We start from the raw sequence: 26586 nt of genomic DNA on the forward strand, positions 1-26586 counted from the left end.
CCCGCTCCCTCGCCGGGAAAGCTGTGGCCCTCGCCGGCATCTCTGCGGGTATGATTCTTATGTCAGGTTGCAGCGGCACAACTTCCAAACATCAATCAACCGATGATATGCTTGGCGAATTTATTGAATCTCCCGAAATGATTGAAGATACAGAAGATACAATTATAGAAGGTGAATTGCCTGCTATATGGCTTGAATCTGAGGTTGATGAAAAACCTCAATTTCCGGGTGGAGACGACGCTATGCGGCAATTCTTCGATGAGTGTTGGCGTAAAGAAAAAAATGCAATCATCGGCAGTGCCAAGATAGGTTATATAGTGAATTCCAAAGGCGAAATAGAGAGTCCAAAGATAATCGAGGGTGATTCCTTGCTTGGCGAACAACTCGTACGTATTATAAACCAATTCCCGGATTATACTCCCGGAAAGAAGAACGGCACTCCTGTTGACGTATATAAGACTTTTTCGTTTTCGATGTCTTTGAATGTCGGAGTAGATACGATTAAATGACTATGGCACGAGGAAAGCAGACCTGCAAGATACTTAAAGAGATACGTCGGCGTATTGCCGAGGCCAACGGCATCGAGTTCGGCACATCTGAATGTCGCTACAAAGGCGACTGCCTCGGCACATGCCCCAAGTGTGAGGCCGAAGTGCGCTATCTTGAGCAGCAGCTCCGCGCCCGCTCCCTCGCAAGAAAAGCCATTACCCTCGCCGGAATCTCGGCGGGCATGATTATCATGTCGGGTTGCAGCGGCACGACTTCCAAAAATCAATCAAGTGTGACCTTACAGGGCGAGCCTGTGGCACCTATTGAGCAAGTAGAGGTTGCTGACACAATCGATGAAGGTGAGTTGCCACCAATTGAGGATACTGTTATCATCAAAAAAGGAGAAATTGACGATACTGAATATCCTGTTGTGGGAGAAATTATTGACCCCGAACAGGAAGATAAGGTATATGAGGCTATTATAGATGTTCGCCCGACATTCACCGGCGGTGATTTCAAAAAAGATATTGTAGTCAATCGCAGTTGCGATGAATTGTTGTCGGAGTTGTCGGCTTTGACAATCATATCATGCGATAGAAAGAACTACGGCAAGAAGGGGGAATTTCGTGGCAATGTGTGGCAAAACGGATTCAGAATAGCATTGAACAATTATTACTGGAATTCATTTGAGTCGCAGGCCGTCGGCTATGTCGAGGCTCTTGATGTCAGGCAATGCATAGTTCATCTTAGTATCGGACCAAATCCGTTGGTTTTAGTTGTCATGTGCTTTTGGAATCTCTGTTTTTTGGTGGCATTAATTGCAGCATCCATATCGGCATTTTCCGTCAATACATCCAAGGGCTTTGCCGCACTGATACTGTTTCTGCCGTTCATTGCTGTGGATGTGCTGTTTCTGCGTTATGCCCTTTATTCAAATTATAAGAAGTTGAAAGTCAGACTGCTCGAATTATTCGGATAATATGAAAAAATATCATAATCGCGGAGTCAGATATGCCATTGGCAAGTGTATTATAAACAAAAATGGAGGTGAGCAATGATACTGAAAAATAGACTATTTTGGATATTCGAGGGATTTTGCATATTGTATTCAATATTGCTGATGTTTATTGTCGACTCGATGTTTGGTGCAAGCATGTCGGGATTTAAACTGCTTGTCGTTGGTTTGTGTCTGATAAGCGGTTTCATAACATGGCTTTTGGCCGGTGGCAGGCATTGGTTAATATTTGGAATTATATATGAGGTGATGTTTCTGTTGATTCTATCCGTAATCTTTTGGGTGTCGTTTTTTATTAGTGTTCCTCTTTATGCGTGGTTTTTCAAAGAGACTTATGCGGATATCGGATTGTTTGGTTATCTCATTCTGACAATCGGCACGTTTACTTTTCTTCCGACATTGGGATTGGCTTTCTTTGGCTATCAGCTATTCTGTCGAGACAAAGATAAAAATGGAATTGGGTAAGTGAGGCCATGAGTGTCGAACCGGCGATAAATAACGGCGGCATGCTATCGGTTGAGATGACAGCATGCCGCCTATATTATAGATTAATGAATCCGATGGATTATTTGCCTTCAGATGATTTTACGGGGATGTTTTTGTTGTCGTCGGGGATGAGACCGCGGTTGCGGAGCAGAGCGTTTGCGTCGGGTTTACGACCACGGAAGTTTATGTAGAGCTGCATCGGATCCTCCGAGCCACCCATTTCGAGCACATTTTCACGGAAAGCCTTGGCGGTGGCTGGGTCGAATATACCGCGCTCTTTGAAGAGTTCAAAGCCGTCGGTGTCGAGCACTTCCGCCCAAAGATAGGTGTAGTATCCTGAGGCATATCCATCGCTGCCGAATACATGCTTGAAGTAGGGAGAACGGTAGCGGTACTGCACTTCGCGCGGCATTCCGAGCTTGGCTGCTACGGTTTTTTCAAAACCTTCAACATCGATATCGTCGGCCGAGGTGAGTTTGCCCCATTCGAGGTCGAGCAGAGCGGCTCCGGCGAGTTCGGTAGTTGTGAATCCCTGGTTGTGGGTAGATGCTTTCTGAAGTTTCTCGATAAGAGCGTCGGGTATTACCTCGCCTGTCTTGTAATTGCGGGCAAACTGGCGCAGAAGCTCGGGTTCCATAGCCCAGTGCTCGTGAATCTGCGAGGGGAGCTCTACGAAGTCGCGGTCGACGTTGGTGCCTGCCTGGCTCTTGTACTTGGCGCGCGAGAGCATGCCATGGAGTCCGTGGCCGAATTCGTGGAACATGGTTTCAACCTCGTCGATGGTGAGAAGCGAAGGAGAGTCTCCTGTGGGATGGGTGAAGTTGCAGACATTGAATATAACCGGGCGCTCAACTTCGCCGTTGTCGCCTACCCAAGAGCCTTTGAACTCGCTCATCCATGCACCCTGGCGCTTTGAGGAGCGGGTGAAATAGTCGGTCATGAATACTGCCACATGGTTGTTGTCAGCGTCGCGCACATCATATACGGTTACTTCGGGGTCGTACTTGGGAGCGTCGGGCATTTCGGTGAATGTGACGCCGTACAGTCTGTTGGCCATGGTGAATATGCCTTTGCGCACACTGTCGACATGGAAATATTGGCGCACCTCGTCTTCATCAAGAGCATACTTGGCTTTACGCACCTTTTCGGCATAGTAATAGTAGTCCCAGGGTTCGATAGTGATTTTCTGTCCCTCTTTGTTGGCGAGAGCCTGCATTTCGGCTACTTCCTCGGCAACACGTCCGATGGCCGGCTTCCATATCTGCATGAGGAGGTCTTCGGCATTTTTTACGTTCTTGGCCATGACATTTTCAGTCATGTAGTCGGCGTAGTTTTTGTAGCCGAGCAGGTTGGCTTTGCGGGTGCGTGCCTTTACGATATCGGCGATTACAGGATAGTTGTTGTATTTTCCGGAGGATGCGAGTGTGGTGTATCCTTTGTACATTTTCTCACGCAGAGAGCGAGAGTCGGCATACTGAAGGAGGGGGAGGCGTGAAGGGGCGTGGAGGGTGAATACCCACTTGCCTTCGCCAAGACCGCGCTTTTCAGCCTCGGCCTTTGCTACGGCCACGCTTGTAGCGGGGAGGCCTGCCAGTTCGTTGCTGTCATCGACCACGATTGAGAATTCGTTGGTGGCCGCAAGCAGATTTTTGTTGAATTTCAGATAGAGGTCGGCGAGAGATGTGTTGATGGCCTTTAGCTGTTCCTGTTTGTCGGCATCGAGGAGCGCTCCGCTGCGCACCATATCTTTGTAGGCTTTCTCTACAGCGAGCATCTGCGCGCGTGTATAGCCGGCCGATGTGCGGTTGTCGTATAGAGCTTTTATGCGCTTGAACAGACCGGGATTCATCGAAATCTCATCGGTGTGGGCTGAATAGAGAGGATAGAACTCTTCGCCTACGGCTGTCATCTCGGGAGTCGAGTTTGATTCGTCGAGATTGAAGAATACCATGCATACTTTCTCAAGAGTCTGCCCGCTGTGGTCAAGGGCTACAATGGTGTTTGAGAAGGTCGGGGCTTCAGGGTTGTTGACTATGGCATCGACTGCTTTTTGCTGTTCGGCTATTCCGGCCTTGAGGGCGGGCAGATAGTCGGCTACAGCGATGCGGTCGAACGGTGGAATCTGGTAGGGAGTGTCATACTTTACCAAAAACGGATTCTGACGTTGCTGGGCCATGGCATGATTGCTTGTCAATGCGCATCCGGCCACAATGGCGGCTGATGCGAGGGTGGTTAATAAACGGTTCAAAATATTTATGATATTGATTGGTGAATTAAATCGATTATTAAACAGACTCTCAGTCGGTGTGAGAGATGTCGGGAGCATTCCATACGAATGTTGCTGTCATCGGATAGTGGTCGGAGCTTTTTATATTGCCTCGTACTACATCGACGGCACGCATGTCTCCCCGGTAGAATATCTGGTCGATATGGAAGTAGAATCTGTTGTCGATATATGTGATTGTCGGGCCGAATCCGCTGTCGGCATAGGCGTCACGCATGCCTGCGCTGCTGATGCATCGGTAGGCGTAGTTGCCTTGTACATCGTTGAAGTCGCCGACAAGAATTGCATTGCCGGGATGTTCCTCAAGGAATTGTCTGATGTGTCGGGCCTGCTCGGCGCGCAGGCGGAATGCATTCGCGAGTTTTGAGAGAATGCTGTTTTTCACCTGCGAGAGTTCAGAGCGGGTAGGGGATTCGATGCGTTTGTCGGTAAGTTCGCGATATAGCGCCTTATCGTCGGGTGTCAGTCCGATTGATTGCAGATGGCAGTTGACCACGAGCAACGGATGTCCGTCGACGTCGAGCTCATATGCCGAGTAATGAGCTGTATGCCATGCGGGCTGTGGAGTGGGTATGATTTTAAACGGATATTTCGAGAATATAATCTCGCCACCTTCGGCTATGAAATTGCTGTATGGATATACCTTGTTGATGGTATCCATCTGTAGTTTGAATCTGTAGTTGGGGTTGTATCCTTCCTGTATGCATACGATGTCGGGCTGAGTGTCGATAATCTGTTGCAGGCTTCGGCTTTCGTTGGAAGGCTTTTGTACTGAATCATCAGACATAAACTCATGGTCGACGAAGCCGTATACATTATACGTCATTACCGAAAAGCTGCGTGCGCGCTCAGATTGTGACAGTGACCCGCCTATATGAAGGGGGGATATTGTAAGGATGGCAGGCATGGCTATGAGCAGGGCTGCCGTTGGGAGCAATACCAGTCTGCGCCAAATGATAAATGATACAGGTACCATGACAAGCATGAGCATAATCCATGCCGGGAAACTCATTCCGAATATCTGGGGCCATACTGACCGGGAGGGATCGATGCCTCCTCCGTATGCGGAAAAGAGCAATCCTGCCGCTACGAGAATGTCGAAAGCGAGGATGACAAATCTTATTAGTCTGCTTATCGGTTTTATATTCATATACTATCTTTGGTATGGCGGGATATATCAATCAGTTTCTTTTTTTCAGAACTGGATAGGGAGGCGTAGCCCGAACGGCGTACTTTGTCAAGTATTTCGTCAAGTTGCTCTTCGTCAGTCTTGCTCTCTTGCGCTGCTTTTCCAAAACCGGATGCATTGCGTTCAGTTCTTTTCCTATGGAAACTATAACGCGAAATAATGGCAGAAAGGTCACGTCCGCGGTTCAGCACTACAGCATATATTATTCCTGCTGCGGCACCGCCGATATGTGCGATTCTGCTTCCGTCTCCAAGCATTGCTATGACGATGGTTATCACGGCAACCCATTTCAGGGCGACCTCTCCGAATATAATCATATTCCATCGGTAGTCGGGATGGAGTATGGCAGTGGCGGTAACGACAGCCATGACCGATGCCGATGATCCTGCGAGCAGTCCATAGCTGTGCCATGGAGGCAATGTGCCCACGGCTGCAAACATCAGTGCTCCGGCTATGCCTCCGGCGATATATAGGAAATATATCTGCCGGGAAAGGCCTGTAAGCATAAATACACTTCCAAACCAGTATATCCACAGCATGTTGAATATGAGATGAAACAAGTCGACGTGCACAAACATGTAGGTGAGCAATGTCCATGGACGCGTGGCGAGCATCAGCATGCTGTCGGGGCACTCAATCAGAGGCATGAGCTCAACCATTATCCCGGAATTGCACAGTGATGCGACAAGCCGGGCTAATATAATAAAAGCAAAAATTCCGGTGTTGACGATTATAAGCCGTACAGTAGCGGAACTGTTATGCCACATTGTTGTGAGCGAATCAATAGAAATCATTTCTGCGGATTACACCTTGATGTTTCCAGTAAAGAATAAGAAGCACGCCGAATATCATTCCACCAAGGTGGGCGAAGTGGGCTATGCCGTCGGTGGCAGAGCTGATGCCCAATCCCAATTCAATGATACCGTAGCCTATAACCATCCATTTAGCCTTTATAGGGATGGGAATAAACATGAGATATAGCGGACGGTTGGGGAAGAGCATTCCAAAGGCCAGCAACACGCCGTAAATGGCGCCGGACGCGCCTATTGTGACAAGGTAATGGTTGTAGAATGATTGGAGACTTTCAGCCACAGAGCCTACTGTGAATCCCATGTCGACACGATTTATTGCGTCGGCCATTTCTGGGAATCCGACTCCATATGCGTTGGCCAGTATCTTTATAGCCATATTCTCGGCTGTAAGCATCCAGGTAAATTCCTGTATGAGAGCGGCACCTACTCCGCATGTGATATAATAGAACAGGTAGCGCGGACTTCCGAGCACACGTTCGAGAGTGATACCAAACATGAACAGAGTGAACATGTTGAAGAACAGGTGGGCCATGCTCCGGGTATCATGCATAAACATGTATGTAAACAGCTGGCCAACATGAAAATCATCACCTTTCCAGTAATGGAGGCCTCCGATGTCGAGTATTTTCCCGGAGGTGGAGCCGGGAAGCACAATCATGGCAATCCATATGATTACATTGATTATTATGAGATTTTTGGTTACCGGAGGCATTGCGCTCCAGAATGAGTTGCCGTTGCGAAACATAAGTCAGATTACAATATTTCTAAAATTTCAACCTACAAAATTAAAGAAAAATAGCCGGAATGCCACATCCGAGCACTCTTATACAGCATTTTTAAAGAAAATTTCGACAAAATTTAACAGAAAGGGCGTGAAATATGAATTTAAAATGTAATTTTGTGCGGTAAAAGTTCTGTACCTAAAAAGACAGTTGCTATGCATATGAAGCATATTCCGCTATATTTTTACCGTAAATCGATCTCTCATCATGAATAAAACCGAACTTGTAGCGAAAGTAGCCGATATTACCGGCGTAGGACGTAACGATGTGCGTGCGGTAATTGACTGCTGCTTCGATACGATAACTGACGTTCTTGAGATGGACGGCAAGGTATCTTTGGCCGGCTTCGGCACATTCTCTGTATCTGAGAAGATGCCTCGAGCCGGTTATAATCCTCACACGGGCGAGCATATTGAAATTCCGGGGCGCCGGGCTGTACGCTTCAAGTGTGGGGCTGATATGGATGCACGCATCCGCTGACAGTAAACCATAATACTTAATAGACTTATTTTATGAAGAAATTATCAACTATTCTTGCAACTGTAATTGTTGCATTGGCATTTGCTCTGCCGGCATCGGCTCAGATTCATTTTGGCCCGAAAGTCGGCATCTGTGTGAATGAACTTCATTTCAACAAGGATGCGTTAAGCACTGATAACCGTACCGGATTTACCGGAGGTGTGATGGTCGACGGTCATATGCCGCTGCTTGGTTTTGCCTTTGACGCATCGCTTATGTATGTGCGTCGTGAGGCCGGAAAGGATTTCCACAGCGATTATATCGCTATTCCGGTTAACCTGAAGTACCGTTTTAGCTTTCCTGTTGTAAGCCGTATTGTAGTGCCCTTCCTCTCTACCGGTCCCGAGTGGGCATATCTGGTACATCATACCAAAGTCGAGGGTCTTGATGGCAACAAATCCAACTTCTCGTGGAACTTCGGTCTTGGTGTGGAGCTGTTCAAGCATCTGCAGCTGGCCGGCAATTATGGCCTTGGCCTGTCGAAGGCTTATGAGGCTCCCGAGGGAGTTGACGCAAAGAACCGCTTCTGGACAGTGACAGCCGCATGGCTTTTCTAAGCCACCGCTTACCTATACAAAAAGGCCGGACTGCAATAAGCAATCCGGCTTTTTTGTATATTATAATTCAGATAAAACGGTTAATCCGGCCGTATTATCAAACAGACTCTTATTCCGCTATGTCTGCTGCTCCGAGTGATGATATGAGCAGATGCAGTGTTTGAGATGTGTCGGCGTCAGGGTCGATTCTTACAAGGGTGGACATTACTTTCAGAGCATCGTATGCATCATGCAGTGCGGCGCAATCCGGGTTGTCGTGGCCTGTGGCGTAATAATAATGGTAGAGTAGCGAGCCGAGATGGCGTGTGGCATCAGCTACTGCGTTGCGTCGGCTATCTTCCGGAATTGTAAGGTTGAGCAGCTGCTCAAGGGCATTCCATGCTGTAAGATAGCATATCATCCGCTGTTCGTTGCCGGCATTGCAGCGTGCGGTGGTTGCGATAGCTTTCAGTGAGGTATTTATGGCTTGCTTCAGGCGTCCTGCCGCTATTTGAGATTCGGCAAGAGCGCATGCTGCGGTCAGGAGATCATCGGCATGCTGCGGAGAATTTTCGCGCTTCCACTGAGCCATTGTGTCGGAGGTGAGCTCGTCGGCGAGCTGCATGGCTTCAAAAGCCTGACGGCGAAGGAGCATGTCGTATACTTCCTTCGCCGCTGACTGTATGGGGTTTTCTTTTGTCATTTACTGTTCTTAATGGCGTCAAGTCTGGTCTTGATGTCGGAGAAAATGTTGTCAATCTCGCCTGAGCCGGGAATCGCATGATATTTACCCTCCTCCTGGTAGTAGTCGCGCAGGGGGGAAGTCTGGGAGTGGTATACGTTGAGGCGGCGGGTTATAGTATCAAGATTGTCGTCGCTTCTTCCCGACATCTGTCCGCGCTTCAGGAGTCGGTCGATAAGCTCGTTGTCATCGACTTCCAGCCCTACTACAGCATGAACTTTTGATCCATGACGGGAGAGCATCTCCTTGAGTGCTTTTGCCTGCGGGATTGTGCGGGGAAATCCGTCGAATATCACCCCTTTCTCAGCTTCTGGAGTATTGTCAAGCACATGCTCAAGTACTTTTATCATCAGTTCGTCGGGAATAAGCTGTCCCTGCGAGATATAACTGTCGGCAATTTTGCCGAGTTCGGTGCCGCGCGCGATGTGGTCGCGTAGCACTTCGCCGGTTGATATATGGTAAAGACCGTATTCCTCGATCAGTTTGTCGCTCTGGGTGCCTTTGCCGCTCCCGGGGGCACCGAATATGACGATGTTAAACATAACTTATGTCGATTGTATAAATTTATTAAATATATAAATGAATATAGGTTGTGGCAACATTTACAAGCAGAGAGATTCATCCATACCGCATGGGAGCGGTCTATTAGTTGGCATCATTGGCCTTGTCGCAGATGACATATATATCACGGAGATTGCGGGCGAGACCGTCAAGGTCGAGGCCGAATCCGATGATAAATTTTGTCGGTATCTCGAAACCGACATAGTCGGGGACGACACCACATTGTTCTGACTGAGGCTTGAACAACAGAGTTGCTACTTTTACCGATGCCGGGTTCTTCGCGTTAAGGTCTTTCAGAAGATTGCAGATGGTATGTCCGGTATCTACGATATCTTCCACGACAATCACATGTCGCCCTTCGATATTTTCGGTAAGGCCGAGCACTTGCTTGACATTGCCGGTAGTTGAGGTCCCTTCGTAGCTTTTCAGACGTATGAACGCTATCTCCGCATCAATGCCTATCGAACGGAATAGGTCGGAGGCAAATGGGAACGCGCCTGTAAGCACACAGAGTATCAGCGGACATTTTCCGGCATACTCCCGGCCGATTTCCTGCCCGATTTCAGCAATGCGGCGCTGTATCGTTTCGTGGGTAATATAGGGCTGGAATGTCAGCCCGTTATATGTCACTGTTTCCATCTTGAAAATGATTGTTTCGACAAAATTACAAAAAAAATCGGCACAGAAATAATAGAGTGCGACTTTTATTTGAGAAGCAGAGTGTGGAGTAGTGAAAGAGCACCGACAGTCGCCTGATTTATGATTTCAGTGCGGTTGCCCGAGAAATGGAATAGGCGTGACTCGGTGATGCCGCAGCATCGGGCGGCAATCCATACCGTGCCGACCGGCTTCCCTGGGACTGCGCCTGTCGGACCGGCTATTCCCGAAGTGGCTACCGCACAGTCGGTAAGGCACACTCGAGAGGCACCTTCTGCCATCTGCTCGACAACCTCGCGGCTCACTGCTCCATATGTGGAAAGGGTGTCATCACCAACTCCGAGTAGGCGATGCTTTATGTCATTGCTGTATGAGACTATACCACCCATAAACACCTCGGAACTGCCAGGAATGAGAGTGATATGGTGGGCTATATTTCCTCCGGTACAGCTTTCTGCCGTGGAAAGAGTGAGTTTGCGTTGTCTAAGAATATCAAAAATGTTTTTTGCCTCTTCTTCAGGCGATAAGGCTTTGGTGTCGTTCATGTGCGTGAGAATTTATACGGAAACTCTTGCATATGGCGCGGCATCCATAGAACAGAAGTCGCCATCAAGATATTTGAAATATCCGGCTATTGCCACCATTGCGGCGTTGTCGGTAGTGAATGCGCGTTCGGGTATGAAGGCTGTAAGATTATGGTTGGCGCAGTAATCTGCTATGGCTGCTCTTACGCCTGAGTTGGCTGACACTCCGCCTCCGATTGCAACGGTCTTTACGCCTGTTTTCCTGACTGCTTTGTCAAGTTTGTCAAGGAGTATGGCGATTATGGTGGCCTGTAGCGAAGCGGCAAGGTCTGCCTTGTTCTTTTCGATAAAATCGGGGTCGGCCTTTACATTGTCGCGAAGCGTGTAGAGGAAGGATGTCTTGAGTCCGCTGAAGCTGTAGTCGAGTTCCGGGATATGGGGTTTCGCAAATTTGAAGCGTTTTGGGTCGCCCTCTTGCGAGAGTCGGTCGATATGCGGACCGCCGGGGTAGGGCAGTCCCATGACTTTCGCGCATTTGTCGAATGCTTCACCGGCCGCGTCGTCGATTGTCTGTCCGAGCACTTGCATGTCTCTCGGACTGTTGACGAGTATAATCTGGGAGTTGCCTCCGGATATCAACAGACAAAGATAGGGAAATTCGGGTACACGGTCGGTTTCGGCGTTGCGTATGAAGTGGCTCAGTACATGACCGTGCAGATGATTGACATCAACAATCTTGCAGCCGAGTCCTATAGCCATGCCTTTGGCAAATGATGTGCCTACAAGCAGAGACCCGAGAAGCCCGGGGCCACGAGTGAAAGCTATGGCCGATATATCGGATGGAGATATGCCGGCTCGCCGTATAGCTGTGTCAACTACCGGTACGATATTCTGTTGATGGGCTCTTGATGCAAGCTCGGGCACAACGCCTCCATATTCTTCATGAACTTTTTGGCTCGCGATTACATTACTTAGGAGAAGCCCGTCTTTTATTACGGCTGCTGATGTATCGTCGCACGATGATTCGATACCGAGTATTATTGTGGACATATTGCTCAAATTTTTTTCAATGCAAATTTATAGGAAATTTATGACTTCATCACGACAAATCTTTCATGGGCTGATAAGATTTTGTAATTTTGCGATATTAAGAGCTCGTTTAATAAGAAATGTTGCCGACATGACCGTATAGCCCGAGGCGAATTTTCGACATGTTACTAAGGAGTGTACTTTATGTACACGACTGACAAACAATGGTTTATTATTAAATAGGCTCTAAGAGTGTTTCTTGTAGCTCAGGTATATGTACAGATGCTCCATACTGCTGTCATATATGACCTGAGATACAATAACGACTGTGACAGATGCTCTAAACATAGATAACGACATCAATGAAGATATTTACAAGTGCCCAGATTCGCTCGATTGAGAATGCTGTAATGGAAAAAGAGGGCATTACGGCAATTGAACTTGTGGAGCGTGCCGCATCGGCTATTACGTGGGAAATCATGAGCCGTTGGCGTCCATCGCGTCCTATGATGGTGTTTGCCGGTCCGGGTAACAATGGCGCTGATGCTTTAGCGGTGGCCCGTATGCTTGCCGATGAGGGTTATACTGTCACCGTTCTGCTGTTCAATGTTACTGACCGTGGGCTTTCCGATGCGTGTCGCCACTACCGTGATGAGCTGGCGAATGTGCCGGGCGTATCGTTTACCGAAATCACAAATGATTTCAATCCGCCGGTGATAACCCGCGATGCCATAGTGATAGACGGACTCTTCGGCTCCGGGCTTAAGGAGACGCTTAAAGGTGGATTCAAATCGCTGGTAGATTATATCAATAGTTCGAGTGCCACGATAGTTTCAATCGATATGCCTTCGGGAATGTTTGGCGAATGGAACGAAGCTACTCTGTCGCGCGATGTTGTCCACGCCAATCTTACTCTTGCCATAGAGTTCCCGCGTCTGTCATTTTTCATCCAGGACAATGCAGAGTTTTTAGGCGAATGGAAGGTGCTTGATATCAAGCTCACTGGGAATGATTCGCGAGGCGAACAAAACCCCTATTATCTGCTTGATAAAAACGATGTGAAGCGGATACTTCGTCAGCGTCCGGAATTTTGTTCGAAGGCCGATTTTGGCTCAATGCTTCTCGTTGCCGGATGTTACGGGATGATTGGTGCGTCGCAGATGGCAGCTCTTGGCGCTCTTCGTTCAGGTGTGGGGCGTCTCACCGTACATGGTCCCAGGTGTGGGTTCATTCCTATGCAGACATCAGTGCCCGAGGCTATGTTTCATGCCGATCAGCATGATATAGTTATCACTGACATCACGACAAAACATGAGTATGATGTTGTGGCGCTTGGCCCGGGCATCGGTACTCATGATTATACCGTAAAGGCAGTAGAAAATTTTATAAATACGGCTACCAAGCCATTGGTGATTGATGCCGATGGCCTTAACTGTATAGCCCAGCGGCCCAATCTGCTTGAGCATGTGCCTCCGATGACGGTCATTACACCTCATGCGGGAGAATTTGACCGATTGTTTGGCCCACATACCTCTCATGAGTCTCGATTGAAGACTGCTGTAGAGAAGTCGGCATACTATAGCATAATAATATTGCTTAAGGGTCGTTACACAAGTGTAGTGCGTCCCGACGGCAAGATATATTTTATCGGTAGCGGATGCCCGGCACTTGCCACACCCGGTAGCGGCGATGTGCTTACCGGCATAATCGGCTCTTTTATTGCTCAGGGTTATACCCCGGATCTTGCCGCGGCTATCGGAGCCTATGTGCATGGAATGGCAGGAACTCTGGCTGCTGATAATGACGGAACGTTTGGAGTGCTCGCCACCGATGTGGCGCGTAATACCTCAAAGGCTATACGTGATATATTAAACTGATTCAACAACAGATAATCAAGATATGAAATACAACCGTACACTACTCATCTCAGCATGTCTGCTTGCGATAGGAGCGGGGAATGCCCAGACTACACAGAAGTTTTCGGCCACAAAGGCCAATGACTACGGGCTTGTATATTCCCTTCCTATAACAGTGCTTGATATTACAATAGAGGCTGAGCATGTTGTCAAGGAGCCCGGCGAGTTTTACCTATATGCGAAGAAGTATCTCAATGTAGATGACCCGATTACCCAAAAATCGGAAAGCTGGAGCGTAAAATCGGTTTTAGTAAACGCACGAGGAGTAGCAAATAACTCCGAACGCTATCTGATGCAGTTTAAACCCGGATACACACCTTATCTGATAATGGATGAGAACAATCTGCCGGTTGCAATCAATACGGAAAATATTCCTGTATCAGAAGATCCGGTCATTCCGGTCGCTGTATCAGCAAAACCGACTCCGCTACAGACTCCTGCGGCCAATCAGGTGATTACGGCCGAGATGCTCCAAAGCCAATCGGTGGCAAAAAGAGCCGAGCTTGCCGCACAGCGTATATATGAATTGCGCCAGAGCCGTTCGGATCTTATTACCGGGCAGGCCGATCAGATGCCCCCGGATGGTAAGGCAATGCAGATTGTAATTGATGAGATTGCCGCGCAGGAAGCTGCTTTGACAGCAATGTTTGTCGGTACGACTCAGACAGAAACTGACGTCAATACTATAACATATACTCCCGGCGACGATGTGTCGCGTAAAGTGATAGCCCGAATTTCGGCAATCGGCGGCATAGTCGATGCAAATGACCTGTCGGGCGATCCGATAACTCTGTCGCTGCGAGTCACAGACCGCGGGCGGTTGCCGTTGAACGATAAGGGACAGCCTAAGGAGTTTCCCAAGGGGGGCATCGCTTATTGTATTCCGGGCAGTGCGTCTCTGAGCATATCATTCCGAGGCGATGTTATGTGGGAGGGCAGCATAGATGCCGCGCAGTATGGTATTGTGTTCGGTCTCGATCCAAAGCCGTTTAATGACCGTAAGGCTCCATCATATCTGATATTGAATCCGGTTACAGGCGCTATTCGCGAACTTGGCAGCGTATCGGTTGCTCTCCCTTAGAAACCGGCATATACTGATTTTAAGTCAGAATATGTTGTATGACATTGTTTTTAATCATATATATGCGAATAGTCGTTGATATGTGAAAATAATGGCTGTTTTATTTGGATAATTCGATAATATTATTTAGTTTTGCTACGTAAAAAATCGGATACCATATTGAAAAAGAAACATTATAAGGATATTTAAAATATGGCCCGGATTTTTACACCGGGCCATATTTTTGTCCGTAGCGGCAACAGATGGCTGATGCCTGGCAACAGGTCTGATTCCTCGAATTAAAGAGGATGATTAAAATAGAAAAAAGCAACAACAAATAAGTGAATCATAGGTTAGAAATCCGGCCGCGCGAGAGCGTATCCGGATTTTGTTTTACCAGATTGATTTCATAGGCCATGCTGAAAGAGAGACTTCGGTGGTGCCGTTTAGAGAGAACAGATTGGCTTCTGTTGATGTCTCGGGCGAGTATGTGAGCATGGTCAATGTTTTTTCTCCATTGTTGACGAATATTTCGACAGTTGATTTGTCGACAAATATATCAAGGTCGAGTATTCCGTTTTTATCCGGAATACGTGTGTGCGATATTCTGTCGAACTTTGGTATCGACACGTCGGTCGATGCAGTACGGTCGACAACAAGGTATTTTGTCTGGCTATCGTAGCTGATTGTCACTTTGTATCCGTTGCCGCTGCATATGTTTACTCCGCATATGTCGGGCTTGTCGGTCTTTATGGTGAGTTTCATTTCATATGCATTGCCAAACGGAGAAATAGCAGGGAGCTTAGTCACACCCGGGCGAAGTCGCCGGTTTATTTTTATCGGAGATTTGCGGAGAGTGGCAAGAGAACCGATAGGCTGCTGTCGCATACGCATGCCGTCGGGAGTGGAGTATAACGACAGTTTGCGTGGAATCGACCATATGCCTTTGCCCCATTCTGAGGGAGCTGCAGTGGCGTAGTCCCAGGTATTTACCCATCCGATAGTATATACATCGTCGGATGACGGATTGTCGAAGTTCTGAAACACACGTGATGCATAGTAGTCAAATCCGTCATCTACATACAGAGGCGAGGCCTCGGGGCGTTCGGGTATGAATCTTTTTCCATCAAAATCGCCTACAAAGTATTGTTCACGGGCCCAGTTTACGGATATGACAAGCACCCATTTCTTCTTGTCGTCTTCAGTCGGCAACTGAAATAAGTCGGGACATTCCCATGATTTCTCGGAGTCTCCCATAGGACCGAAATCGCTCAGCCATTCCCAGTGCTTCAAATCTGAGGATGAATAGAATGCTATCTTCTTTTCAAGCGCTTTTGCCACTGCCATTATCCATCTGTTGCTTTCTGGATGCCATATTACAGTAGGGTCGCGAAATTCAGTGCTCCAGATGTCTATTACCGGATTAAGGTCGTAGTATTGGAATGTAGCCCCGTTATCGAGGCTGAATGCTATACTCTGGGATTGCTTTTTTGAGTGTTCGTCGAATGACGTGAATGCTGCAATCAATGCGTCGGCACCATATCCGGCGGTATTGCCGCAGTCTACGACTACGCTTCCTGTGAAGGCAGAGATATCGCGGGGAAGTCCCTTTATAGCGTGGTCATTGAGTTCGTTCCAGTGAATCAGGTCGTCGGATGTTGCGGCTCCCCAACTGTAAGCCATGTATCGGCCATTGTGGCGAATCGTTCCACACGGGTCTCCTATCCATCTGTGGGCCGGGGTAAAGTGGTATTGTGGACGGTACTTTTCTTTATATGTTATGCTGTCGGAAGCCGAGAGCGTGATAACAAGATTTGTAAATAGTAGCAGGAAGATTGATCTCATGATTAATAAAATAAATGTATCAGTGTATATACGTTGTCAGAAAAAGTGGAGAGACAGCCGGTTGAGTCAGCTTGTCTCTCCACATCGTTGTTACCTCAAAATATTTATTAATTGTACCTGAATCAGAATGATGGATAGCCGGGATTCTGTACGTATATGCCACCGGAGAAGTTGTACTGTGCTACCGGTACCGGGAAATATTCCTCGCCGGTATCGAAAGAAGCATTCTGGTAGTAAATACGGTTGTCTTTCTCTGCGTTGAAGTAATTGTTCATTGTCTCTTTTGCGATGCCCCATCGTACCAGGTCGAAGAAACGCTCACCCTCCATGGCTTTTTCGAGTCGCATCTCTGTACGGAGAGCCTTGCGGGCGTAATCCTGATTCCATCCCGCAGACGGATAGAGACCGATTTTGTAGTTGGCAGCATCTTTAGTGGGGTCGTTGAAGTCCTTGACATAAGCGCTGTTTTGTGCGCGCTGACGTACCTGGTTGATGAGTATACGTGCTTCCTCAAGACCATTGCCGCCGATTTCAATCAATGCCTCGGCCTTGTAGAGCAGCAGGTCGGCATATCGAATAATCTGCCAGTTGAGAGCCGATGCTCCCCACGGCCATCCCTGGGTGGCGTCTTTTGACTCAGGCGAGAGCCAGAATCGCTTAGTATTGTTGTAGCCGTAGGTGTCGCTGTTGCGTACCCAAAGTCCGCATGGGCGTTCTTCATATGTCTTATACCGTATGGTCGGACGTCCGATAACGTAGTCGAGACGCGGATCCACATTCCCGTCTACGTTGCCGAGAGTGTATCCTCCGTTATTGTCAAACACTACGGTACCATAGTCGGGCTTCTGCTGATAGTCGAATACGGGGAGACCATTGGCATCGGTCTGGTAGGCGTTGATAAGATCTTGCGATGGTAGGAAGAAGCCGTCACCCTGCCAAGGGCAGCCGGGGCCGGTCATGGAGTTGAGCAGCATAGACCAGTTTATGCGTCCTACTCCGCTTGAGCCGTCGTCTTTTGAGAATTGGATGGCGAAAACCGATTCCGGTCCGTTCTCATACTCCAGGAGATCGAGCTTTTGGAAGTCATCAAGGAGCTGATATCCCTGAACCTTATCGATAAGCTCCACAACCTCACCCATGAGGTTTTTATTGATATTGGTTACGGCATTAGTCTGCGGGTCCTGTTCATACGCCTGATAAAGTTTGACCTTGGCTGCGTAGGCAAGAGCTATACGGCGGTTGATACGACCTATTTCGCTTTGGTTGTCAGGTAGATTCTCGGCTGCGTCGAGGAGATCCTTTGCGATTCGGTCAAGATGCTGCTCGCGTGAGAATTCATCGTTGCGCACGTATTGATATTCAATTTCAGGTAAGTCGATATCCATATAGGGGATACGGTTGAACAGGCGCACAAGCTCGAAGTACCAGTGGCTGCGGATTACGCGAATTTCGGCAATGCGGGTGTTTTTTTCCGGGATTATAGTCTCATCGACTTTGTTGAGTGCCCGTATTGCGGAATTGCAACGTGATATGCCGCAATATACGTTAAACCACTTTCCATCAAGAAATCCGTTGTTGGGCTGGATTTTCGCAGTTTCCATATCGTGTATTTCCCAGGCATCGGTCTCGCCGCCACCACCTTTGTAGGCATTGTCGGCACGTACTTCTCCGTAGCTCCAGTTTGTCACGGGAAACCAGTGAGGATCATTGGAGTCGGCATAGCGGCATCCGAATGTGGCGTATGCTCCGTGGACGAGAAGGTCGACAGCCTCGGGATCATTAATATTTGCGTCGGATAGCGGGCCTTGAGGTTTATTTTCCAGAAAGTCGTCGCTGCAAGCACTTAATGAGAGGCCGATAAGTGCAATCGGTAATATATTTTTCAGTTTCATTATAGTAATATTTGAGAATTTGGAGTGTGTCAGAAGCCAAACTGTATGCCGAAAGTGTATTGGCGGGGTAGGGCGTAGGGATATCCGAGACCTTCGGGGTCGGCTCCGGAGTATTTGGTAAGAGTCAGGAGATTCTGAGCCTGGAAATATACACGTGCGTTCTGCAGGCGAAGGGTCTTGCGTAGCTTCTCGGGCAATGTGTAGCCAAGAGAGAGTGTCTTCAGGCGTATGAATGAGCCGTCTTCGATGAAGTATTCCGAACTTTCATTCTCGGTGTTTGAGTTGTCGACAGCCGGAGCGGGTACGTCGGAATCATAATAGCCGGTCTGGAGAAAGCGGTCGTATGAGTTTGCGGCGTCAAGCAGCTGAGTGCCATGGTTGCCTGTCCACAGGGGGAAGAAGTCGGTATAGTATTTGGAATTGTTCCACGCATCGCGTATGATGCTGTTGAAGAATAGACTGAGGTCGAAACCTTTCCAGTTGGCTCCGAGATTGAGGCCGAACTGTGCTTTTGGTAAATCGGTTCCGAGCCATGTGCGGTCGCGGTCGTTGATTTCACCGTCGCCGTTGGTGTCGACATACCGTACACGTCCTACTGCGGGATTGCCGAAACTTACACGATATTTTTCCTTATATGCGTCCACTTCTTCCTGGGTGCGGAATATGCCTTCGGTCTTGTAGCCCATCCATGAGCCGAGTGATTGTCCGACGATACTTTTGTCGATGCCGTTACCGCCGCCCCATGTGTAGTATATGTCATCCATCAGATCTGTGACTTCGTTTTTCATTACGGTAGCGTTCAGGCCTATGCTGAAACTGAAGTCCTTGTTGATCGACTGGCGCCATTCGGCTGTAATCTCCACGCCTTTATTCACCATCGAGCCACCATTGTACCAGCAGTATCCGCCTTCGCCGATTGTGGCGATGTAGGGCTTTTCTACGAGCATATTGTCGGTCTTCTTGTGGAAGTAGTCAAATGATAGAGCGAGTTTGTGATTGAAGAGTGAGGCATCGAAGCCGAAGTTGGTCTGATATGTCTTTTCCCATGTGAGGTCGGGGTTGGTGCTGCGCGAGCGGAGTGCTCCGGGGAGCAGAGTGTTGCCTCCGCCGATTGCGTATGCGGCACGGTCGAGATCCATTGCATATTTGGCATAGAAGGCGTCGTTGGCTATGATGTCGTTGCCGTTGACACCATATGCACCGCGTATTTTAAGGTCGCTGAGCCATGAGCGTGTAGCTTCCATGAAGCTCTCCTGCGAGATACGCCATCCTGCTGAGACAGAGGGGAACCAGTCGTAGTTGTGGGCTGTCGACAGACGTGATGATGCGTCGCGGCGTAGAGTGAATGAAATAAGGTATTTGTTGTCCCAGCTATAGTTGATTTTGCCGAACACGGAGAACATAGAGTAGTTTGATGCGCCTGAACCGGTGTTTTTATTAGCAGTGACGTTGCCGAGATACAGATAGTTGGGATCTTCAATCTCAAGGCCTTTTCCCTCTCCGAACATATCCTCGAAGTGGTTGCGCTTTGCCTCTATGCCGACAAGTGCCATTATGGAGTTTTTACCAAAGTCGGCATTGTACTGGGCGGTATTGGTCCATACCCAGTCGGTGGTCTTGCTTGAATACTGGTAGAGGTTGTTGGTGTTGTCGCGAAGGTTGGCGGGAGTGAATATCTTGTCGTTGCCGTTGTGGTAGTTTACACCGAAATTAGTTTTCAGTATGAGGTTTTTAATGGGCTCTACCGAGAGGTATGCATTTCCAAACACGCGCCAGTATTCACGTTTGTTGTTGCCTTCCTCTTCAATCTGACGCATGATATTGGGTGTGTCGTTCAGGCCGAATGCTACCTGGTCGTTGTAATTGCCTTCTGAGTCGTAGACCGTACGGGCAGGATGCATCTTGATTGCATTTTCTTCGATTCCGCCGGGGGCGTTGTGCTGACGCCACCAGTTGACAGTCACATTGCCGCCGACACGCAGACGGTTGTTGAGAAATCCGTAGTCGGAGCTGAAGCGGGTGTTTGCTTTCTGGAAGTCGGAGCCTTTGATGATACCGTCGTGGTCGAGCCAGCTTACTGAGAGAGATGAAGAACCGTTTTCATCGCCTTTGGAGATACCGATGCTATATGTCTGCATGAGGGCTGTGCGGTGTATCTCTTTTTCCCAATCTGTATTCTGAGGGTTTACGATTACGCCGTTGAGATTGGTGTAAGGCTGTAGCCTGGGAGTACTTCCGTTGCCGTAAAGCTCGGAATTGGGTGTAGTTCCGTATGAATATTTGTAGGCTGACCAGTATACCTCTCCCCACTGGTCGGCATTAAGCATGTCAAGTCCGCTCTGGTAGGTCTGTAAGGTGAGAGTGGCATCGAAGGTCACACGGCATTCGCCTTTTTTAGCACGTTTGGTGGTGATGATAATCACACCGTTGGCGGCCTGTGCTCCATAGATTGATGCGGATGCCGCGTCTTTAAGCACCTGGATTGACTCTACATCGTTGCTGTTGAGGATTGTGCCCGGATTCTCGCGGGTCATCACACCGTCGATAACGTAAAGCGGGCCATTGGCATCGCTACGGAATGATGATGCGCCACGGATGGATGTGCCTGTGCTCAGTCCGCCCGGTGTACCGTCGGTGGTGATATTCATGCCCGCTACACGTCCCTGCAAGGATTGTATCACATTGCCCGTCGGGGTGTCGGCAACATCTTTCATCTTTACAACAGAGACCGAACCGGTGAGGTCGGATTTCTTTTCGGATGAGTAGCCGACAACCACAACTTCTTCAAGTAATGCGGCATCTTCTTCAAGATATATGGTCATCTTGGGCTCGGCGGCTATTTTCTTTGTCGTGTAGCCAACGTAGGATACTGTTATATGTGAGCCCTCGGGAACTGTCATGGTAAAGTTGCCGTCGAAATCGGTTGCGGCGCCTAATGTTCCTTTCACATCTGAAATAATACTTGCGCCAATCAGAGGCTCGTCATCGGTTTTGGAAAGAACTGTTCCATGCACCGTGATGTTTTGTGCTTGTGCAGCAATTGCAACGATAAATAGCAAAACCGCACTGAGGATTTGTTTTTTCATGTTGATACTTGGTTGGTAAATTTTTCTGCTGCAAATTTAATTCGCACAATACGGTGCAGCATATAATGGATGTTGCGCTGATTATCAAAATCCGTGTGTCACACGATTTTTGACAGAGTATGCAACAAAAGTGATGATATGCGTCTGATGTTGCTAAATAGCTGTACCATAGGCGCATATCGCCTATGGTATGATGAGCTGGCGGGTGTCGTGATGCATGTACCAATCTGACTGAGTGTTATTTACTCAATCGATTGCGTACTTCGGTAGGTGTTTCTCCGTAGGCATCGCGATAACATTTGGTGAAATAGGCCGGAGTCGAGAATCCGGTTTCATAAGCAATCTCGCTGATGGTCTTGTCGGTTGATACGATAAGGTTATGACCGTGTTTCAATCGTATGCGTCTTATCAGTTCTACAGGAGAATAATTGGTCAGGGCTTTTATCTTGCGGTAGAATTGAGAGCGCTCAAGTCCCATCTTTGATGCAATTTTGTCGACATTCAATTCTGAATTGCCCATATCGGCCTTTAGTATCTCTATGAACCGGCGATAGAAATCATTGTCGATATCGGATACCGGCAATGCCGGTTTGTTTGCCGTAGTCTGCTCATCGGGTGACATATTTTTGGCCATAGATATCGCAGTGGCATTGTCTCCGCTCCATATCTCTTTTATGCGCTTGCGGTTGGATATGAGTGATGCGCATCTTGATGTGAGCACGGCTCCGCTGAACGGTTTTGCAAGATATCCGTCGGCACCGTTGTCATATCCCTGTATCCTCTGCTCATCCAGGGAGCATGCGGTAAGCATGAGTATCGGTATGTGTGATGTGGATATCTCTTCCTTGATGCGGCGGCAGCATTCCATGCCGTCCATCACAGGCATCATCACATCACATATGATAAGGTCAGGCACATATTTTGTGGCCATTCTTATGCCTTCGCGTCCGTTGGTGGCAGTTATAATATTGTATGATGTATTGAGGAGCTCGCTTACGAGTCGGATTATATCTTTGTTGTCGTCAATAACCAGAATGAGAGGCTTTTCCGCATCAAAAGTCTGTTCGGTGTCGATTCCGGTCAATTCTGTGGACACATCTTCGGGTGTGATGTTCCTTTCCGTAGGAACGGTTGTGTCGGATATGTGTCGCAGGGGAAGCTCGACAGTAAATACCGACCCTTCGTTGAGAGCGCTCTTTACCGAGATTGAGCCTCCATGTAGTTCGACAAAAGCCTTTACCAGCGATAATCCTATACCTGAGCCTCTTGGATGTATGCGGTCGGCCTGGTAGAAACGGTCGAATATGTTGCCGAGATCACGTTGGCTGATGCCCTCGCCGGTGTCGGCTACCTTAAGTGTAAGGCGGTCATCTGCCACACTGTATGACACTTGTATGGACCCGTTGTCGGGGGTGTATTTAAATGCGTTGGAAATCAGATTGAAAAATACTCTCTCGATTTTTTCTGCATCAAATGCTCCTGTGACCGGGACGCCATCGGGGGCGTCAAGCGACAGCTTGATGTCGCGTTTTCGGGCGACGGCGTAGAATGATTCCATCCATTCGGTTATAGCGTGTCCGAAATCTATTTCAGACAGATGCAGGTCAAGTTTGCCGTTTTCATACTTGCGGAAATCAAGTATCTGATTGATAAGTCGACGGAGAATTTTTACATTCTTGTCGGCAATTTTAATAAGGGTGTGTTGCTGAGGAGTAAGATTTTTTGCATCGGCAAGCTGTGACACAGGCTCGGCTATAAGGGTGAGAGGAGTGCGCAGATCGTGGGATACGTTGGTGAAAAACATCAGTTTTGATTGCGTTGCTTCCTGCAGCTTTTCGTTCAGTGACTTTTGCATGTCGCGTTGCTCTTCCAGGAGTCTGTTGCGTTCCATAAGCGCCATCTGATGGCGGCGGTGTTGCCAGAATGACCTGAGTACAAGGAAGAATACTCCAAAAAGCAGCACTATTATGGCTATACTCGCATAGAAAAGTGATGTCTGTGAGGAATGTTTGGCCCAATAGTCATCAATTTTCTCTTTCAGAAGTTTCATTTTTCGGGTCTCTTCCGTAAGCGCCTCATTCTGAAGTAATAGAATGTCGGCATTTGAGAGGTCGACAGCCGATGATGCCGGTATCTGTACTTCACGCTGATACGGCTCTCCTTTAAGTATGGCGAGAGCCGTCTGTATAAGCCGGTGGCCCTCAGTGGGATATAGGAAAGTAGCATCTATTATGCTGTCGGCAACAGCTCGTATGCCTATTTCTGGAGCAGCATCTATTCCTATTATCTTTATGTCATCTCGTCCAAGCCTCTGTGCCACTTCCGATGCACCGATTGCCATTCGGTCGTTGTGGGCGTATATGAGGTTGGCTTCCGGATGTGCCTGTATTAATGAGTCAGCAATGGGTATTGCCTCTTCTTTGTTCCAGTTGCCTGGCTCACTGGCTATGATTTTGCCTCCTCCGGCAGTCAGTTCCTCTGCAAATCCGTCATGGCGGTTTTCGGCGGGAGTGGAGCCGCGCAGCCCGTATATCTCTATGACTTTTGGGGAGTCGGCCAGTATGTGGAATGCATAATGAGCTGCTCCCCTGCCTATACTTTTGTCATCAACACCAATATGTGCTGTATATGAATCGTCGATGATGTTTCGGTCGAATATTATTACAGGTATGCCTGATTCATACACCTCTTTAATTACTGGAGTGAGTGCCTTTGCTTCGTTGGGCGATATGATTATTATATCGAAATCATTGTCGGCGAAGTAGCGTATGTCGGAAATCTGTTTCCGGTTGCTGTCGTCGGCCGAGCGTATTTCGACTTCCGCGTCTTCATGGAGCATTATTTCACGGTTTATCTCATCGTTCATTTTTGAGCGCCAGTCGTCCTGGCTGCATTGTGAGACTCCGATTTTATATATTCTGCTGTCGGAACATGCTGCAAGAACGGTGGTGAGAAATGTGATAATAAACAGGTATATAGACAACTTTTTCATGAGAATTGCGCATATAAGGTAATCAACACTGCAAAGATATTGATAATCATATGAAAAACAGTGCTTATGATAATAAAAATGATGTGCATACAACGAATTTAATAGACAATGCACGATTTTTTATAGGCTGAAATTGGGCAATATAGTAGTTTTGCAGTATGGAAACGCAGCGGATACGATACATAACAGTTCCGTTGTCAACAGGAACTTTATTCCATGGAAAAAAGATTGTTTTAGTTTTGCATTAACCTGAAATTTTTACCACCCATTAGTATATTTAATATGGAAAAAATAATAAAGTTAAGTCTTTCATGCCTGATGGCCGGCGCTTCCGCGCTGTTTCCGTCGGTAGTATGTGCGGCTGACGGAGTGACCGTAAATCACCTTGGAGTAAACAATACTCTGGTGAGGGTTGATAGCGGAAAAAGATTTCTGTTGATGCCTGTGCAGGAGAGCAATGACGATGCTACGGTCAATGTGGTTGTCGATGGTAAACTTGAAAAGACTGTATATGTGCGTCTCGCAAAGTCGAAGGTCGATTATTATGTACCTTTATCGCTTGAAGACTACAGTGGACATGACGTAGTGCTCAATGTGGTAACATCACAGAGCCGCTCCACAGTAAGGGAGGCTAAGGAAGATGCATGCTGGAGCCGTTTTGTAGTTTCCGATACATTCGATACATCCAATCGTGAGAAATATCGTCCGGCTTTCCATCATACACCTCTGTATGGATGGATGAACGACCCCAACGGTATGGTGTATAAAGACGGTGTGTGGCATCTGTATTATCAGTATAATCCTTACGGTTCGAAGTGGCAGAATATGACATGGGGCCACTCGTCGTCAACTGACCTTATTAACTGGACTCATCATCCTCTTGCTATAGAAGCCAATGGCCTTGGTGCTGTTTTCAGCGGCAGCTCGGTTCTCGACCCGGACAATACCGCCGGCTTTGGCAATGACGCGATAGTCTCGCTATACACCTCGGCGGCAGCAAGCCAAATTCAGAGTCTTGCCCACAGTAAAGACAATGGAGCCACATTTGAGATATATCCCGGAAATCCTGTAATCACTCTTGAAAGCGAGGCCCGCGATCCAAATATGTTCTGGAATGCTGCTACAGGAGAATGGAATCTGCTGCTTGCCCATGCTCTTGATCACGAGATGCTGATATTCCGGTCGCCGGATCTGAAAAACTGGACATTGAGCAGTGCGTTCGGGAAAGGTCTTGGAGCTCAGGACGGTGTATGGGAATGCCCTGATTTGTTTGAACTCTCAGTAGATGGCACCGAAGAAAAGAAGTGGATGCTGATATGCAATATCAATCCCGGTGGCCCGTTCGGAGGTAGTGCCACCCAATATTTCATTGGCGATTTTGACGGCAATACTTTTACTCCCGACAAGGATGACGAGGGAAATGTGCCTACCAAATGGATGGATTTCGGCAAGGACCATTATGCTACAGTAAGCTGGAGCGATGCTCCCGACAACCGTCGTACTGTAATAGGCTGGATGAGCAACTGGCAGTATGCGGCAGAGGTGCCCACCATGCAGTTCCGTAGCGCCAACACTCTTCCGAGAGAGATGGGGTTGTTCAAGGCAACTGACGGACAGATATACGTATCGACAGTGCCATCTCCTGAAGTTGATATGCTCCGCGACCGTCTTGTAAGCCGTCATAGTAAGTTATCTGCCGGTAAGAATCCCCGGAAAATATCACTTCCTGCCGACAACGATGGAATATGTGAGATTCTTCTTGACATTGATTCACGCAAAGGAGCTCCTGTGTCGGTAATGCTGTCGAATGATGAAGGAGATTATGTAGATATGGTTTATAATCCGTCGGAAAGTACTTTTACTTTTGATCGCCGCAAGAGTGGAGTTACTGATTTCAGCCAGGATTTCCCTGCAGTAACTGTCGCACCGACATTTTCAGACGAGGATTCAACTCTAAAACTGCGTATATTTGTCGATAGGTCAAGTATAGAGGTTTTTGAAGCTGACGGAAAATTCGCTATGACCAATCTGGTGTTCCCTACTGCTCCTTACAATCGTATTTCTTTCAGCGCGGATGGTGGAAAGGCAGATATAAGGAATCTCAGAATATTCTCTATAAAGGATATCAATGACTGAAATTATCAATTATAACAGTAGAATAAACTAAATC

Annotated in this window: 20 protein-coding genes; 7 read left to right on the plus strand and 13 right to left on the minus strand. The window is 47.9% G+C overall.

The window, feature by feature from the left end; translation table 11 throughout:
* Together K2I50_RS09425 and K2I50_RS09430 are read left to right on the plus strand one after the other, a co-directional pair.
* A partial coding sequence (locus K2I50_RS09425) for an energy transducer TonB (protein WP_301026067.1) occupies positions 1–509 on the plus strand: 509 nt, incomplete at its 5' end.
* A 2-nt stretch (positions 510–511) separates the two neighbouring features.
* Entirely contained in the window at positions 512–1468 is a 957-nt protein-coding gene (locus K2I50_RS09430) for a hypothetical protein (protein ID WP_301026068.1), read from the plus strand.
* 601 nt (positions 1469–2069) lie between these two features.
* Here the strand turns inward: K2I50_RS09430 and K2I50_RS09435 are convergent.
* The 4 genes from K2I50_RS09435 to K2I50_RS09450 are packed head-to-tail and all read right to left on the minus strand — an operon-like array spanning position 2070 to position 7020.
* A complete protein-coding gene (locus K2I50_RS09435) occupies positions 2070–4238 on the minus strand; it encodes a M3 family metallopeptidase (RefSeq protein WP_301026069.1) in 2169 nt (722 codons plus the stop codon).
* 49 nt (positions 4239–4287) lie between these two features.
* The gene (locus K2I50_RS09440; protein WP_301026070.1) at positions 4288–5424 is read right to left on the minus strand and encodes an endonuclease/exonuclease/phosphatase family protein; all 1137 of its coding nucleotides are present in this window, start codon (positions 5422–5424) and stop codon (positions 4288–4290) included.
* Positions 5421–6257: a rhomboid family protein gene (locus K2I50_RS09445; protein WP_301026071.1), complete on the minus strand. Its 837-nt coding sequence runs from the start codon at positions 6255–6257 to the stop codon at positions 5421–5423. Before K2I50_RS09445 ends, K2I50_RS09440 begins: the two co-directional genes overlap by 4 nt.
* On the minus strand, positions 6244–7020 hold the full coding sequence (locus K2I50_RS09450) for a rhomboid family intramembrane serine protease (RefSeq protein ID WP_301026072.1): 777 nt from the start codon (positions 7018–7020) through the stop codon (positions 6244–6246). Before K2I50_RS09450 ends, K2I50_RS09445 begins: the two co-directional genes overlap by 14 nt.
* Positions 7021–7264: 244 nt before the next feature.
* On the opposite strand from K2I50_RS09450, the gene K2I50_RS09455 reads away from it, so the two are divergent.
* Entirely contained in the window at positions 7265–7537 is a 273-nt protein-coding gene (locus K2I50_RS09455) for an HU family DNA-binding protein (RefSeq protein WP_301026073.1), read from the plus strand.
* 32 nt (positions 7538–7569) lie between these two features.
* A complete protein-coding gene (locus K2I50_RS09460) occupies positions 7570–8133 on the plus strand; it encodes a porin family protein (protein ID WP_301026074.1) in 564 nt (187 codons plus the stop codon).
* Between the two features lie 109 nt (positions 8134–8242).
* Here the strand turns inward: K2I50_RS09460 and K2I50_RS09465 are convergent, their stop codons facing one another.
* The 5 genes from K2I50_RS09465 to tsaD form a co-directional block, all read right to left on the minus strand.
* Positions 8243–8815, minus strand: coding sequence for a hypothetical protein (locus tag K2I50_RS09465; RefSeq protein ID WP_301026075.1), 573 nt, complete (start codon positions 8813–8815; stop codon positions 8243–8245).
* The gene (locus tag K2I50_RS09470) at positions 8812–9396 is read right to left on the minus strand and encodes an adenylate kinase (RefSeq protein WP_301026076.1); all 585 of its coding nucleotides are present in this window, start codon (positions 9394–9396) and stop codon (positions 8812–8814) included. The genes K2I50_RS09465 and K2I50_RS09470 overlap by 4 nt, the downstream gene beginning before the upstream one ends.
* 103 nt (positions 9397–9499) lie before the next feature.
* Complete coding sequence (hpt, locus tag K2I50_RS09475) at positions 9500–10054, minus strand: hypoxanthine phosphoribosyltransferase (protein ID WP_301026077.1); 555 nt, start codon at positions 10052–10054, stop codon at positions 9500–9502.
* 65 nt (positions 10055–10119) lie between these two features.
* The gene (locus K2I50_RS09480; RefSeq protein ID WP_301026078.1) at positions 10120–10617 is read right to left on the minus strand and encodes a CinA family protein; all 498 of its coding nucleotides are present in this window, start codon (positions 10615–10617) and stop codon (positions 10120–10122) included.
* Between the two features lie 12 nt (positions 10618–10629).
* Positions 10630–11646 carry a tRNA (adenosine(37)-N6)-threonylcarbamoyltransferase complex transferase subunit TsaD gene (gene tsaD / locus K2I50_RS09485; RefSeq protein WP_301026079.1) on the minus strand — a complete coding sequence of 339 codons (1017 nt, stop codon included), beginning with the start codon at positions 11644–11646 and terminating at the stop codon, positions 10630–10632.
* Positions 11647–11987: 341 nt separating this feature from the next.
* Between tsaD and K2I50_RS09490 the strand changes: the two genes are divergently transcribed.
* Together K2I50_RS09490 and K2I50_RS09495 are read left to right on the plus strand one after the other, a co-directional pair.
* Positions 11988–13502: an NAD(P)H-hydrate dehydratase gene (locus K2I50_RS09490; protein ID WP_301026080.1), complete on the plus strand. Its 1515-nt coding sequence runs from the start codon at positions 11988–11990 to the stop codon at positions 13500–13502.
* Between the two features lie 22 nt (positions 13503–13524).
* Positions 13525–14622 (plus strand): DUF4831 family protein, encoded by a 1098-nt coding sequence (locus tag K2I50_RS09495; RefSeq protein WP_301026081.1) that lies wholly within the window; start codon positions 13525–13527, stop codon positions 14620–14622.
* 372 nt (positions 14623–14994) lie between these two features.
* On the opposite strand, the gene K2I50_RS09500 is transcribed toward K2I50_RS09495, so the two are convergent.
* The 4 genes from K2I50_RS09500 to K2I50_RS09515 form a co-directional block, all read right to left on the minus strand.
* Positions 14995–16446: a glycoside hydrolase family 32 protein gene (locus tag K2I50_RS09500; RefSeq protein WP_301026082.1), complete on the minus strand. Its 1452-nt coding sequence runs from the start codon at positions 16444–16446 to the stop codon at positions 14995–14997.
* 122 nt (positions 16447–16568) lie between these two features.
* Positions 16569–18338 (minus strand): RagB/SusD family nutrient uptake outer membrane protein, encoded by a 1770-nt coding sequence (locus K2I50_RS09505; RefSeq protein ID WP_301026083.1) that lies wholly within the window; start codon positions 18336–18338, stop codon positions 16569–16571.
* 29 nt (positions 18339–18367) lie between these two features.
* On the minus strand, positions 18368–21424 hold the full coding sequence (locus K2I50_RS09510) for a SusC/RagA family TonB-linked outer membrane protein (RefSeq protein WP_301026084.1): 3057 nt from the start codon (positions 21422–21424) through the stop codon (positions 18368–18370).
* A 238-nt stretch (positions 21425–21662) separates the two neighbouring features.
* Positions 21663–24416 (minus strand): substrate-binding domain-containing protein, encoded by a 2754-nt coding sequence (locus tag K2I50_RS09515; RefSeq protein ID WP_301026085.1) that lies wholly within the window; start codon positions 24414–24416, stop codon positions 21663–21665.
* 282 nt (positions 24417–24698) lie between these two features.
* On the opposite strand from K2I50_RS09515, the gene K2I50_RS09520 reads away from it, so the two are divergent.
* Positions 24699–26552: a glycoside hydrolase family 32 protein gene (locus K2I50_RS09520; protein ID WP_301026086.1), complete on the plus strand. Its 1854-nt coding sequence runs from the start codon at positions 24699–24701 to the stop codon at positions 26550–26552.
* Positions 26553–26586: the final 34 nt, after the last annotated feature.

The organism is Muribaculum sp., from assembly GCF_029051885.1.
GTDB lineage: Bacteria > Bacteroidota > Bacteroidia > Bacteroidales > Muribaculaceae > Muribaculum.